Origin of the sequence: Joostella atrarenae, from assembly GCF_021764745.1 — a bacterium.
Taxonomy (GTDB): Bacteria; Bacteroidota; Bacteroidia; order Flavobacteriales; family Flavobacteriaceae; genus Galbibacter; species Galbibacter atrarenae.
In genome coordinates, this window is record NZ_JAETXX010000006.1 from 34,646 (window position 1) to 49,376 (window position 14,731).

A 14,731-nucleotide genomic window follows, 5' to 3' on the forward strand; every position below is an offset into this window, starting at 1 on the left:
TACAGCCTAAAACTTACTTCTTTTCTACAGGCTTCTTTTTAGGCAGTGGGCCACGGAGATGGATAATCAGACCATTTAAAAAATTACGTAAAATTTGATCCCCACATTCCATGTATTTAGGATGATCTTCGCTTCTAAAGAGCGCTCCTAATTCACTTTTAGTGATTCTAAAATCAACAAGAGCTAAGATTTCTACAATTTGTTCGTCTCTTAATTTGTGAGCTACACGAAGCTTTTTAAATATGTCGTTGTTTGTTAATGCCATGCTGCAAAGGTAATGATTGTTTTATATTTTTTTCTGAAAGTGATATCCAATAATTTCAAACCCTTGATTAAAATAGAATTTATGAGACCTTCCATTCCCAACATAGGTATTTAGTTCCATCGTTTCGAAATCATTTTCTGCTGCCCATTCTCCAATTTTAGAAATAAGAATCTTTCCAAAACCTTTTGATTGATGATCGCTATTAATAATAACGTTATCTAACTCTAGTTGCTTACCAGAATATAATTTCACAGTAATCCAACCACTACAAATCCCAACAAGCTCCTCTTCATAGAACAGTCCGAAGCATTTATACCCATTAAATGTAAACATAGAACGATGCATCTCCAATAGAGACTCCTTAGATTTCGTAGGGTTTAATTGTTGTGTAAGTGTTACAATTTTTTCGATAGCATCTTCATTAAGAAGAGCGATAGATGTTTTAAACATTATACTTATTTTATGTCTATTTTCTTTCCTAAATATTTAGGCTCCACTTTAAAAAGGAGGTCTAGAAAGACCTTGGTTCGCGCTAAATACTCTCTTAAATTTGTTTTTATACCACCGCTACCTTCCACATTTTCAGCATTAAAACCTACAGCATCAATATTAAATTTTTCAGCTAGGTAAATAGCTCTTTCATTGTGAAACTGCTGTGATATGATGGTAATACTTGTTTGTCCGAAGATTTTCTTAGCCCTTACAACAGAATCTAAAGTTCTAAAGCCTGCAAAATCTAAAAATATTTTATCCTCAGGAATCCCTCGCTTTATAAGTTCATTTTTAAAATCGTTCGGCTCATTATAATCCGTGTCGCCATTATCCCCACTAATTAAAAGAAAGTCTACTTTCTTAGCATTGAATAATTCTACAGCAGCATCAATACGATATTTAAAATATGGATTTATTTGCCCGCTGTTAAGTTTCTTAGCAGTTCCCAATACAAGCCCCACTTTATTATGCTTTATAGCTTCCGTATTGGTTGTAGTTTTCCCTTTAACACTTTTTTCAATAGCATTATTAGAGATCAATACTAATAGCAGCGCAATAACCCCTAATAGCGCGGATATCTTTATGAGTTTAATAAAAAAACGTTTTTTCATATCAGGAAAAGCTAAATTATTTCAATGTGATTTTATCTTTTAATCAATTAAAAATAGGGGACGCAGTAATGTTTGGTGGTTGCGGTGCAAGTTAGCAAAAATTAAAATTTGGTTATAGTAATTTTTTCTTAGAAAGTAGTATTCAAAAGTAGTAAGAGCTATATGCAGGTATGTGTTTTAGGTGTTTTACCATGGTAACTATATCTAAAGCCTACTGTAATCCATTTTCCGAGGACATTTATAGATAAATATAGGTTTATAATCCCAATGGATACATCTTCCATCCCGACGGATACGTGTGGCAACGTATCTGGACACGTCTTTCATCCCAACGGGTACGTATGGTAACGTATCTGGATACGTCTTTCACCCCGACGGATACGTCTTTCATCCCGACGGATATGTGTGGTAACGTATCTGGACACGTCTTTTACCCCAACAGATGCATATGGAAACGTATCTGGATACGTCTTTTACCCCGACGGATACGTGTGATAACGTATCTGGACACGACTTTCACCCCAACGGATACGTATGGTAACGTATCTGGATACGTCTTTCATCCCGACGGATACGTGTGGTAACGTATCTGGACACGTCTTTTACCCCGACGGATACGTGTGGTAGCGTATCTAGATACGTCTTTTACCCCAACGGCTACGTGTGGTAACGTATCTGGATACGTCTTTCACCCCGACGGATACGTGTGGTAACGTATCTCGACACGTCTTTCAACCCAACATACACGTATGGCAACGTATCTGGATAGATGTTACATATATATTTCTGGGTTTTTTTGGGTGTAATAGGTGGTGAGGCTGTTTTGTAGAGGTGGAGGGAAGATAATCTCTTTATGGGGCTGCACTGTAGTTTAATGACAAACCTCTGTGTCTTTTTTTCTGAATAAATTCCCGATTCTTCTAAAGATATTTTGCTTTTTTATTATCACTACTTCTCCTAAAAAGGAATTATCCTCAACCATTTTTACTTTTAGGTACTCGGTATTTCTATAGACTTTTATTTCTTGTACTTCAAAACCAATAAAAGAAAATATGAGAATAGCGTTTTTATCAAACTCCTCTTCTTTTACATTAATAGAGAAATTCCCATCAAAATCTGATAGTGTTCCATAGGAATGTCCTTTTAAAACAACAGCTACTCCAGGTATAGAGCCATTCTCATCAATAATTTGCCCTTTTATCTCTATGGAATCATTTACTTTTTTAGGATTATCCTTTTTGTTAATTTTGTTTTGAAGTTCAGTTATTCTAATATTTTCGACCTTTTTATTTTGGCTGAATACTGGATTTGCTACTGATAGCAAGGCAGATACTCCTAATAAAAGTCCAATATTATAGGACCTGTTTTGTTTTACACTTTGAATGTTTTTTTCAAGTTGATCAGGCCTAAATTTCCCGCAAATTTCTTGATTCTTATCTAGGAGAGTAGCAATTTTATAATTAGACATGTTTGTGAAATCTAATACCTCTTTCTTGCAATTAGAACAAAAAGCTCCTTTCTCTGTTGGAGACATTTCACTCCATTTTTCATTACATGGTTTCGGTATTTTAATTATATATTTCATTCTAATTATTTGTAGTGCTAACAGTAGCTCTTATTGTTTACTATAATGCAGTAAGGTCATCAAATAGACAAATTTGCATTGTCTCACCCTAAATATAAACTATAATTCACACTTTAGATAAAAATAAATTTTCATTATAATTAGGTGATAGTTAGTTAAGTAGGGTCACTTTTTAAATTCATGCATTTATCCTTCAATAATTCAGCAAAAAAATAATTTTATTTCTTTCCGACCCAAGTAGCTTTATGCCATATTCTCTCTAAAGGTCCTTGTTTGTAATACTTAAACCATAGTTTGCTGAAATTCAACTGAAGTACAAAAATTACAATCCCTACAATAAAGCTGGCTGTATATCCTAAATGGGGAGCTAAATTTAATCCGATAGGGAAAAATATAAGTGCACCTATTATAGATTGCGAAACATAATTTGTGAGGCTCATTCTACCATAAACTCTTAATTTTTCCATCCATATTCTAGCAGTACTATGGTAGTAAACAATTACAAATGATGATACGATTACAAATGTAAATGAAAGTTTTTGCCACATATCTAAAGCTGTACCAATACTATTTTTTATGATTCCGCTTGTAGCATTATCATACCATTCTACTCTTAGCGGATAAAGGATTCCAAATAATAGCGATGCTATAACAAGAGCTTTAATCCAAAATCTTGTGTTTTCTTTAGTGTTGACAAATAAATTATTTCTACTTAATAGAAAGCCTAATAAAAACAGTCCTATTGTTTGTACAAAACGACCACCATTAATAGCCCATAATAAACTTGCCTTTTGCCCAGTAGTAATATTTTCAATAAAAAAAGTACTTAAGTTTCCACTTTTTACTGCCTCTTGAACAATTAGATATAATCTTCCAACGGATAAATCTGGTAAAGTATAAGCGTGATTAAAACGACTGCTTATAAAATGAAATAATTCTATGGGTTGAAGTAAGCAAATTACAGCTATGATAAATACAGCTTTGTTGCTTAAATTACGAACAAAAACCAAAGATAAACCTGTAATTGCAAATAGTAATAGTACGTCTCCTCCTGGGAAGAATGCTGCGTTTAACGTCGCAAATACAGTAAGAAGCATAAGCCTCCATATAAAACGCCAACTGAAATCTGCTCCCTTATTTTTTTGATTTATGAATTGTACGTAAAAAGTAAATCCAAATAAAAGAGCAAATATAGAATAGCCCTTTCCTGCAATAAGTGAGAATACTACATTGAAAACTACAGAATCGAGAGCGACCAACCAATCTGGTTGTAAGGTTTCGTCAGGGTATATAGGGTAAATAAAATGTTCTACGCTATGGATTATTACAATTGCCATAACTGCAAAACCACGAAGGGCATCAACAATATCAACTCTGGGAATTTTCTTTAAAGCTGTTTCGCTCATTTCTGTTTAGGTGTGGAGGTTAGTAGATTCGCATAATATTGTATTACGCGAATGTCAAATATAAAAATTCAAATTAAAATGATCCTGCGTACAGCCACAATAAAATAGATTTTCTATTATCAATGTTAGAAATGTAACAAACCGATTCAGAAATTGGTAAATAATAAAAACTAGATTATGAAAAATGAATACTTATTGTAATTTGTAGAAAAATAAATACCATGATGAATAAATTCTTTTTTTCTGTTTTATGTTTGATGCTCGTATCCATAGGAAACTCCCAAGAGCTAACTGGAAGTGAGTTGCTTGAAAAAGCTATAAAATATCACGATCCTAATGGTAATTGGAATAACTTTAAAGGAGATTTGGTGGTTTCTATGACAAGACCAAATAAAGATAAAAGAGTTTCTGAAATTCACATCGATATTCCTGCAAGTAGTTTTGTGTTGTCTACCCACAAGAATGATTCTCTAATTACAAGTAAAGTAATCAATGACGAATGTTTTTTTTCAGTAGATGAAGAAGCTATTACTGCTAAAGAAGAATTAAAGAAACATAAACTTACCTGTAAGAGAGCCAAGCTCATGAAGGACTATTACACTTATTTGTATGGACTTCCAATGAAATTAAAAGATGAGGGTACGATTATAAATGAAAAAGTGACTTCTAAAGAATTCAATGGAAAAGAATACTTGGTGCTAAAAGTAAACTATGAGGAGAGTGTAGGGAAGGATACTTGGTATTTTTATTTTGATCCTTCAACTTATGCAATGGAGGTGTATCAGTTTTACCATTATGAGACTAAAAACGATGGAGAATATATAATATTAACAGAAGAGGAGGAGATAGAAGGGATTAAAATGCCTAAAAATAGAGCTTGGTATTATAATAAAGACAATGCTTATATAGCTACAGATGCCTTAACTGGAAAGTAGATTTTACTTAGATAAGTGAGTAAGCAGATGACTTAATATATAGGCAATTTGATAATTATAATAAAAAAAACGCTCCGATGCCTTCGGAGCGTTTTTGGATAAACAACTAAATCCTAAAACCTTTTGATTTTAGTATCCTCTTTAGAAACTATATTTGTTTTCTGCAATAACCTTATCTGCAATTGTGTTTCTTAATTCAATTACATTAGGAAGGTTTGCATATTTAGTGAAACGTTTAAGACCCATAAGCATCATACGTTGCTCATCTCCTTCAGCAAAAGAAGAAATAGCCTCTTTCCCTTTAGTTTGTATTTTTTCTACAGCATGGAAAAGATTTAATTTCGCCATTGCAATTTGTTCTTTCTGAGTATCCTCTCCAAAACGTTTTGCATTCTTTTCTGTTCTTAGAATAGCAGATTCTGCCATGTAGATCTGAATAAGAATATCTGAAGCCGCCATTAATAATTGCTGATGCTCTTCTAATGCAGCACCATATTTTTGAACCCCAGAACCAGCAACCATTAAGAATGCCTTTTTAAGCTTCTCAACCATTTCTTTTTCTTCTGAAAATAATACAGAATAATCTGGTGTATCAAAAGAAGGAATCCCCATTAACTCATCTTTTACAGCTGTAGCAGGTCCTAAAAGATCTACTTGACCTTTCATTGCTTTTTTAATAAGCATTCCTACAGAAAGCATACGGTTAATTTCGTTGGTACCTTCATAGATTCTAGAGATACGAGCATCACGCCATGCAGACTCCATTGGAGTATCGGCAGAGAATCCCATTCCTCCAAATATCTGAATCCCTTCATCGGTTGTGTTCTGACAGTGTTCCGAAACAGCAACTTTTAAGATAGAACATTCGATAGCATACTCTTCAACACCTTTTAATTCTGCTTCTTGATGAGAATTTCCTTCTTCTTGACGGATAGCAATTCTATCTTCTACATCTTTTGCAGCACGATATGCAGCCGATTCATCAACATAACAAGAAGTTGCCATTTCAGCAATCTTAGATTTTATAGCTCCAAATTGAGAAATAGGAGTTTTAAACTGAATACGCTCATTTGCATATTTTACAGCTTCTGTAATAACTCTTCTCTGCGCATCTAAACATGCAGCCGATAATTTAATACGACCTACATTAAGAGCATTCATCGCTATTTTAAATCCATTTCCTCTTTCTGAAAGCATATTTTCAACAGGAACTTTAGTATCGCTAAAGAAAACCTGACGCGTAGAAGAAGAGTGGATTCCTAATTTATGTTCTTCCTCTCCAAGAGAAATTCCATTCTCAGGATCGTTTTCAACAATAAATCCTGTGATGTTTTTATCATCTTCAATACGAGCGAAAACAATAAATACACTAGCAAATCCAGCATTAGAGATCCACATTTTCTGACCGCTGATTAGGTAATGTTTCCCATCATCAGAAAGTACAGCTTTTGTTTTTCCACTATTTGCATCCGATCCTGCTCCAGGCTCTGTAAGGCAATAAGCACCAAACCATTCTCCTGTGGCTAATTTAGGAACGTATTTTTTCTTCTGTTCTTCTGTACCGTAAAGCGTAATAGGCATAGTTCCGATTCCGGTATGTGCACCAAAAGCAGTAGCTACAGATCCTGTTGCACCAGAAATATAATCACAAACAAGCATGGTAGTTACAAATCCCATTCCTAATCCGTCATACTCCTCAGGAACGGCAACTCCTAAAAGACCAAGTTCTCCAGCTTTACGCATTACTTCTTCAGTAAGTGCATAATCTTTCTTCTCAAAGCGATCTTTGTGAGGCCAAATTTCACGATCTACAAATTCCTTTACAGAATCGCGCATCATTTTCTGCTCTTCAGAAAAATCCTCAGGTGTAAATACATCTTCAGCTTTAGTTTCTTTTACTAAAAACTGTCCACCTCTTGTCATATTTTTATTTATTTCTGTACTCATTTTTGTTATGTTTTTTTAGATGATAGATAATAGAGAAAAAGAAGAGAGACTATCTATTGAGCCTATTTTGAAAGCCTATAGTCATTCGTTGCCATTCTTCGATTTTGTTTTCTAAATTATCTAATGTTGATTTATTTATATACTTTCTATGGTGTGCGATTAATAATTGAGTTCTCTAATTCATATGAGGGACTAATAGAATAATCTAAAAAATTACAAAACGCCTTATCACTTCTTCCTGAGCCTTCTGCAATGTTACTAGGTATCGAAACAGAACATCTACTTATTTGAGAACTTAAATCATATCTTTCAAATTTTGGAAAATCAATGATTATATCTGAGATTAAATTAGCAATCTCTAATCCAATCTTCCAAATGTTCAAGTTTTTATAATTATGTCTCTGAGTCATCTATTTTCTTTACTCTATTCTCTCTTTTTTTACTTTTAATTTAAAAACTCATAAACACCAGCGGCTCCTTGCCCTGTACCAACACACATGGTTACAATACCATATTTGCTTTTTCTTCTTCTCATCTCATCGAATAACTGAACAGAAAGTTTTGCTCCAGTACAACCTAATGGGTGTCCTAATGCAATTGCTCCTCCATTTACATTCACGATATCTGGATTAAGTCCTAATTCTCTAATTACGGCTAGCGATTGTGATGCAAATGCTTCGTTTAATTCTATAAGATCGATCTGATCTAATTTTAATCCTGCTTGATCCAATGCTTTTGGAATTGCTTTAATAGGTCCTATCCCCATAATTTTTGGCGGAACACCAGCAGCAGTATAAGAAACCAATCTTGCGATAGGCTCTAGATTTAATTCTTTTACCATCTCTTCACTCATCACTAGAGTAAAAGCAGCACCATCACTCATTTGTGAAGAGTTTCCAGCGGTAACACTTCCTCCATCAGCAAAAACAGGTCTTAGTTTTCCTAAAACTTCTTTAGATGTATCTGCACGTGGCCCTTCATCTGTATCAACAGTGTAAGATTTTGTAGCTTTCTTTCCGTTTCCATCAACATAAGTCTCATCGATTTTTATAGGAACAATCTGATCTTTAAACTTTCCTTCTTTAATCGCTTTTAAAGCCTTTTGATGAGAATTAAAAGCAAACTCATCTTGATCTTGACGAGAAACGTTGTATTGATTAGCAACTGCTTCTGCTGTTAATCCCATTCCCCAGTAATAATCTTCATTACCATTCTTGGCAACTTCATAATCTGGAACTGGTTTATATCCACCCATAGGAATATAACTCATGCTTTCTGCACCCCCAGCGATGATACAATCTGCCATTCCTGCTTGAATTTTTGCAGAAGCCATTCCAATAGTTTCAATCCCAGATGCACAATATCTATTCACAGTAACTCCAGGAACATCGTCTATTTTTAATCCCATTAAAGAGATTAAACGTCCAACATTAAGTCCTTGTTCTGCTTCTGGCATAGCATTTCCGACCATAACATCGTCGATACGGGTTTTATCTAATTGCGGAATTTCATCCAGCATATGCTGAATGGTCTCTGCTGCCAGCTCATCTGGTCTTTTAAATCTGAATACACCGCGAGGTGCTTTCCCCACGGCTGTTCTGTATGCTTTTACTATATATGCTGTCTTCATGTTTTTTGAATTTTAAATGTTGAATTTTGAATGTGTTAACGACTTTTATTTGAGGTTATAATAATTTTTGTGATTATGTTAATTATATGCTCTATCTCAATTAAATAACTGCTAACATCTATTTTAGTGACATTACTTTCATTTATAAGTCGTAACCAATATTTAGTTTCTCTGGCTTCTTTTGATGCTATAGACATTTTATGAATAAAGTCTTTCTTTGATTGTGCCGCTGTGGCTTCTTGAATATTAGCTCCAATACTAGTTCCAGATCTTATTAATTGTTTTGAAAGAATAAACTCATTTTCTTCTTTTGTGAGTTGCTTAAAAAGATGAATAATGCTTAAAGCGAATTTGAATGACTTATCAGCAATTATATTTTCTTTTTTAGCCGTCATTTAAAATTTATAATTCAAAATTTATAATTAGTTTCTCAATGGTTTTCCTGTTTTCAACATATGCTGAATACGCTCTAGAGTTTTGCGTTCTGTACATAACGATAAGAATGCTTCTCTTTCTAAGTCTAATAAGTATTGCTCGGTTACTTTCGTAGCTTCAGAAAGATCTCCACCAGCCATTACATATGCTAGTTTATTTGCTATCTTCTTATCATGCTCAGAAATATAACGTCCTGCATTCATCGAATCTGTTCCAACTAAGAACATTCCTAATGCCTGCTTACCTAATACTTTTATATCTTTTCTCTTAGGAGGTTGCGTATAACCAGCTTCTGCCATTAATACAGCATGTTTCTTAGCTTCTGCAACTTGTCTGTCTTTATTTACAACGACAATATCTTTTCCTTTCTGAAGTAAATTCAAATCAAAAGCTTCATATGCTGAGGTTGATACTTTTGCAGTTCCTATTGTTAAGAAATGCTCACGAAGAACATTCGTTTCTACATCATCTTTTCTAAATAAATCGGATGCTCTTAAAGTCATTTCTTTAGAACCACCCCCGCCAGGGATAACACCAACTCCAAACTCTACAAGTCCCATGTAAGTTTCTGCGGCAGCTACAACCTTATCAGCGTGAAGTGAAAGCTCACAACCACCTCCTAAAGCCATACCGTGTGGTGCAGAAATAGTAGGAATACCAGAGTAACGCATACGCATCATAGTATCTTGGAACATTTTGATAGCCATATTCAATTCATCATATTCTTGCTCCACAGCCATCATAAAAATCATTCCGATGTTTGCTCCAACAGAGAAGTTTGCCGCTTGGTTTCCAACTACAAGCCCTTGGAAATTTTTCTCAGCTAAATCAATTGCTTTGTTGATTCCAGCAAGAACATCTCCACCAATGGTATTCATCTTAGATTGAAACTCTACATTTAGAATTCCATCTCCTAGATCTTCAACAACAACACCGCTATTTTTCCAAACTTCATTAGATTTTCTAATATTATCTAGAATAATAAAAGCATCTTGACCAGGTTTCTTAGTCTGCTTCTTAGAAGGGATATCATAATAATATGTTGCTCCGTCTTTTACAGAATAGAAAGACTTGCTTCCACTAGCTACCATTTCAGTAACCCATTTAGCAGGCTCTTTTCCTTCAGCTTTCATTAGCTCAATTCCTTTTTCTACTCCAATAGCGTCCCAAATCTCAAACGGACCGTGTTGCCATCCAAAGCCTGCTTTCATAGCATCATCAAGACGGTAAAGTTCATCTGAAATCTCTGGAATTCTATGTTGTACATATGCAAAAAGAGAAGCGAAATTCTTTCTGTAGAATTCTCCAGCTTTATCTTTCCCATCTACTAATATTGGGAACCTATCTGCAACATTATCTACAGTTTTAGTAAGCTCTAATGTGGCAAACTTTGCTTTTTTACTTTCTGTGTATTCTAGGGTGTCAAGGTCTAAAGAAAGAATTTCACTCTTACCATCATCTCCTTTTACCTTTTTGTAAAATCCTTGACCTGTTTTACTACCTAACCATTTATTATCCATCATTGTTTGGATAAAGTCTGGGAGTTTAAATAGATCATGTGCTTCATCATCTGGACAATTCTCATGAATTCCGTTTGCCACATGAACAAGCGTATCTAAACCAACAACATCTACAGTTCTAAATGTAGCCGATTTTGGTCTTCCGATAACGGGACCTGTAAGTTTATCTACTTCTTCAACAGTCATTCCAAGTTCTTTTACTTGGTGGAATAAACTCTGAATTCCGAAGATACCGATACGGTTACCAATAAAGGCAGGAGTATCTTTAGCTAAAACAGAAGTCTTACCTAAGAATTTCTCACCGTACATCATTAAGAAATCTACTACTTCTTTTTTACAATCTGGCCCTGGTACAACTTCAAAAAGTTTTAAATAACGTGGCGGATTGAAAAAGTGACTTACAGCAAAATGCTCCTGGAAGTCTTTACTTCTTCCTTCATTCATAAACTGAATAGGAATCCCAGAAGTATTAGAAGTAATTAGTGTTCCTGGGGTTCTATGCTCTTCAATCTTCTCGAAAACAGATTTTTTAATATCTAATCGTTCAACAACAACCTCAATAATCCAATCTACATCTTTAATTTTAGAAATATCATCTTCAAGATTTCCAGTAGTTATTCTACTAGCAAATTTCTGACTATAAATAGGAGAGGGCTTAGATTTTAACGAAGCCGTAAGGTGATCGTTAACCATCCTATTTCTTACAACCTTATCTTCAAGGGTAAGACCTTTAGCCTTTTCTTTATCTGTTAATTCTCGGGGTACAATATCAAGCAGCAAAACTTCAATGCCGATATTTGCAAAGTGGCATGCGATACCACTTCCCATGATTCCGGAACCAATAACTGCAATCTTCTTAATTATTCTTTTCATTTTTCTGTTTTGAAATTATTTTATTGAAACGTTTTCTGTATATATTTTCTTTTCTGTAATCAATTCGTTAATCACATCAATGACATTATAGAAACCTTTTAAATCTTTTTCGTCGATATTTTTCTTTACGGTTTCATTAAACTTTAGTACAACTTCTTTAGAATATTCTCTTTTCTCCTTTCCAAACTCTGTTAGGCATATTAAAACACCTCTTCCATCTTTGGGGTTCGGTTTTCTGGTGATAAGACCTTTATCTTCCATTGTTTTTAATGTTCTAGATAAACTAGTGCCTTCCATGCCCATTTTTGGGCCTAATGCTGTAGAGGGAGATCCTTTCTCGGGGTCTATACTAAGAAGTGTAAATCCAGTTGCCATCGTACTGTCTTCTTTACCTGCTTCTTCGTTATACATTTTGGCAACTGCTTGCCAAGTTGCTCGTAAAGCGTAATCTATAGTTAAATCCTTCATTTTTATGTAGTGGTGAGCTCAAATATACAAATATTTTATTATGCACGCATAGTAAAATAATCTAAAATTTGTTAAATCTCAAAATGTAGGGACTTAAAGTATTAAGGTAATAAAAAAACTCCCCATAAATGAGGAGTTTGATAAAAAATTATGTTAAGATACTGTTATTTGTGATCGTATAACTTATTGTATAAATCAGCATACTTTTCTTTAATAATTCTACGCTTTAATTTAAGAGTAGGAGTAAGTTGTCCGTCTTCAACACTCCACTCATCTGGAGTAAGTTCGAATTTCTTAATTCGCTCCCAGCGTCCAAACTTCTCATTATAAAGATCAACCTCTTCTTGGATTCTCTCTTTAATTTTTTCATTATTAACGAGCGCATTGCGATCTCCACTCACATCTATATTGTGTCGTTTTGCCCACTCTTCAACGAAATCGAAGTTAGGTTGAATAAACGCACATGGCATTTTCTCTCCTTCTCCAACTACCATTATCTGTTCTATAAAGCGAGACTGCTTCATTAAATTCTCGATTAATTGTGGTGCTACATATTTACCACCAGAAGTTTTAAAGATTTCTTTCTTACGGTCGGTAATTTTTAAGAAGCCATCATCATCTACTTCTCCGATATCTCCTGTATGGAAATACCCATCTTCCATAACTTCTTTTGTTTTCTCTTCATCTTTATAGTATCCCATCATTACATTAGGACCTTTACAAAGAATTTCACCGTCTTCAGCAATTTTTACTTCTACTCCAGGAAGCATACGCCCAACAGTTCCTATTTTCCAACCTCTATTATTCTGATCGTTTACAGAGATTACTGGAGATGTTTCTGTAAGTCCGTATCCTTCCATTACTGGGATTCCGGCAGCACCAAATACTCTAGATAATCTTGGTTGTAAAGCAGCACTTCCTGAAACCATTACTTTTAGGTTACCTCCCAATCCTTCTTGCCACTTGCTAAATATTAACTTTCTAGCAATACTCAATTGGAACTCATACCAAGCACCATTCGCACCATAAGGCTCAAATTTGTGCCCTAATTCTATAGCCCAGAAGAAAAGTTTCTTTTTAATTCCTGTTAAATCTGCACCTTTTGCATATATCTTATCGTAAACCTTTTCAAGAAGTCTAGGAACAACTGTCATAACATGTGGTTTTACTTCTTTAAGGTTATCACTCATCTTATCAATAGACTCAGCAAAGTAAATTTGTATTCCACAATGCTGATATAAATACACCACCATACGTTCAAAAATATGGCAAATAGGAAGGAAGCTCAATGCAACATCGTTGGAATCTAATGGTACGCGCTCTTCACTCGCTAAAACATCAGAAACAATATTTTTATGGGATAGCATCACACCTTTTGGTCTTCCTGTAGTTCCAGAAGTATATATGATGGTAGCTAAATCTTCTGTAGTTACTGCATCTTTTCTAGCTTCTACCTCATTTTGGTTGCTTTTATCTTCCCCTAAGGTTAATATTTCTTCCCAATTCTTAGTATTTGGTAAATCCTCAAAAGAATACACATCTTTTAGTGTAGGTACATTCTGCTTGATAGCATTTAGCTTCTCTAAAATCTCATTATCAGAAACAAAGCAATAAGAAGCACCAGCATGATTCAATATATACTCATAATCTTCTTCAGAAATAGTAGGGTAGATAGGAACGTTCTGCGCTCCAGTTTGTAATATACCTATATCGGCAATATGCCATTCTGTTCTATTTGTATGCGTAATAACGGCTATTTTTTCGTTTGGCTGAACTCCTAAACGCAATAGCCCTCTACTAAATTGATTCGCTTTATCTACATATTCTTGCGAGGATGTATGTACCCATTCGTCTCCATGTTTTGTAGAAAAGGCAATGTCTAAATTATATTTTTCCAACTGATGATAAGGAAAATCAAACAAACGGGTTACTTTACTCATAGCGTGTATAAATGTTATTACAGAATTGCAAATTATGAAATTTGAACAGCATTTTCAAAGTAACTTTTAAAAAATGAAGTTAAATTTTAAGAAATGCATAATCATTTTTGATTTTGAGAATTAGTTTTCTGGTGTCTTTTATTCTTTTTAAGAACTCAAATTCACATCGAAGTTCTTGATTATGTGAGTGATTAATAATAAAACTCAATTTCGAAATCTAATTATAGATTCCTCTTGTAAGTTTAAGACTTTTTATTCCTATTATATGATGATATTCCTATTTTATTTATTGAATAATGACTTATTATCATAAATTATCACTGCTGAATGTCAACTTTTAATGCTCTAAACTCCTAACTGAAGATTGTTTTTAAACAAGATCCTTCAGCGGTTAGTCTAATTATTGTTTTAAAGTTTCTAAAACTAAGGATCTATATTCAGCAATAATTTTAGAAGTCACTCCTCAAAATAAAGCGGATCACATATAGATTTCTACTAAAGAGTTGGTCGGTTAAACAACAGTTTCCTTACAAATGTTACTATGTTGTGATTCAGGTGAAAAACATTCAAGCATAAAAAAACCGTAGTTGTTTTCTTGTTTCATATAAAAGGACATGGTTTATG

Annotated in this window: 13 protein-coding genes; 1 reads left to right on the forward strand and 12 read right to left on the reverse strand. The window is 34.1% G+C overall.

Translation table 11 applies throughout. The features are described from left to right. Nucleotides 1-13: 13 nt before the first annotated feature. The 5 genes from JM658_RS10185 to JM658_RS10205 form a co-directional block, all read right to left on the reverse strand. Nucleotides 14-265, reverse strand: coding sequence for a DUF1456 family protein (locus JM658_RS10185; RefSeq protein WP_236959157.1), 252 nt, complete (start codon nucleotides 263-265; stop codon nucleotides 14-16). 21 nt (nucleotides 266-286) lie between these two features. Continuing rightward, complete coding sequence (locus JM658_RS10190) at nucleotides 287-715, reverse strand: GNAT family N-acetyltransferase (RefSeq protein ID WP_236959158.1); 429 nt, start codon at nucleotides 713-715, stop codon at nucleotides 287-289. A 5-nt stretch (nucleotides 716-720) separates the two neighbouring features. Continuing rightward, nucleotides 721-1,368: a SanA/YdcF family protein gene (locus JM658_RS10195; RefSeq protein ID WP_236959159.1), complete on the reverse strand. Its 648-nt coding sequence runs from the start codon at nucleotides 1,366-1,368 to the stop codon at nucleotides 721-723. 871 nt (nucleotides 1,369-2,239) lie between these two features. Further along, nucleotides 2,240-2,953 (reverse strand): carboxypeptidase-like regulatory domain-containing protein, encoded by a 714-nt coding sequence (locus JM658_RS10200; RefSeq protein WP_236959160.1) that lies wholly within the window; start codon nucleotides 2,951-2,953, stop codon nucleotides 2,240-2,242. 218 nt (nucleotides 2,954-3,171) lie between these two features. Beyond that, nucleotides 3,172-4,359, reverse strand: coding sequence for a DUF418 domain-containing protein (locus JM658_RS10205; RefSeq protein WP_236959161.1), 1,188 nt, complete (start codon nucleotides 4,357-4,359; stop codon nucleotides 3,172-3,174). A gap of 221 nt (nucleotides 4,360-4,580) precedes the next feature. Between JM658_RS10205 and JM658_RS10210 the strand changes: the two genes are divergently transcribed. Continuing rightward, a complete protein-coding gene (locus tag JM658_RS10210) occupies nucleotides 4,581-5,294 on the forward strand; it encodes a DUF6503 family protein (RefSeq protein ID WP_317207871.1) in 714 nt (237 codons plus the stop codon). A 141-nt stretch (nucleotides 5,295-5,435) separates the two neighbouring features. On the opposite strand, the gene JM658_RS10215 is transcribed toward JM658_RS10210, so the two are convergent. The 7 genes from JM658_RS10215 to JM658_RS10245 all read right to left on the reverse strand — a co-directional run bounded on the left by JM658_RS10215 (nucleotide 5,436) and on the right by JM658_RS10245 (nucleotide 14,107). Beyond that, entirely contained in the window at nucleotides 5,436-7,241 is a 1,806-nt protein-coding gene (locus JM658_RS10215) for an acyl-CoA dehydrogenase family protein (protein WP_236959162.1), read from the reverse strand. A gap of 146 nt (nucleotides 7,242-7,387) precedes the next feature. Beyond that, nucleotides 7,388-7,651 (reverse strand): four helix bundle protein, encoded by a 264-nt coding sequence (locus JM658_RS10220; protein ID WP_317207872.1) that lies wholly within the window; start codon nucleotides 7,649-7,651, stop codon nucleotides 7,388-7,390. A gap of 35 nt (nucleotides 7,652-7,686) precedes the next feature. After that, nucleotides 7,687-8,871 (reverse strand): acetyl-CoA C-acyltransferase, encoded by a 1,185-nt coding sequence (locus JM658_RS10225; protein ID WP_236959163.1) that lies wholly within the window; start codon nucleotides 8,869-8,871, stop codon nucleotides 7,687-7,689. Between the two features lie 35 nt (nucleotides 8,872-8,906). Next, nucleotides 8,907-9,266, reverse strand: a complete 360-nt coding sequence (locus JM658_RS10230) for a four helix bundle protein (RefSeq protein WP_236959164.1) — start codon at nucleotides 9,264-9,266, stop codon at nucleotides 8,907-8,909. 27 nt (nucleotides 9,267-9,293) lie between these two features. Beyond that, nucleotides 9,294-11,699 carry a 3-hydroxyacyl-CoA dehydrogenase/enoyl-CoA hydratase family protein gene (locus tag JM658_RS10235; protein WP_236959165.1) on the reverse strand — a complete coding sequence of 802 codons (2,406 nt, stop codon included), beginning with the start codon at nucleotides 11,697-11,699 and terminating at the stop codon, nucleotides 9,294-9,296. A 15-nt stretch (nucleotides 11,700-11,714) separates the two neighbouring features. Beyond that, nucleotides 11,715-12,167: a MarR family winged helix-turn-helix transcriptional regulator gene (locus JM658_RS10240; protein WP_236959166.1), complete on the reverse strand. Its 453-nt coding sequence runs from the start codon at nucleotides 12,165-12,167 to the stop codon at nucleotides 11,715-11,717. Between the two features lie 164 nt (nucleotides 12,168-12,331). Then, nucleotides 12,332-14,107, reverse strand: a complete 1,776-nt coding sequence (locus tag JM658_RS10245; protein ID WP_236959167.1) for an AMP-dependent synthetase/ligase — start codon at nucleotides 14,105-14,107, stop codon at nucleotides 12,332-12,334. Nucleotides 14,108-14,731 lie beyond the last annotated feature (624 nt).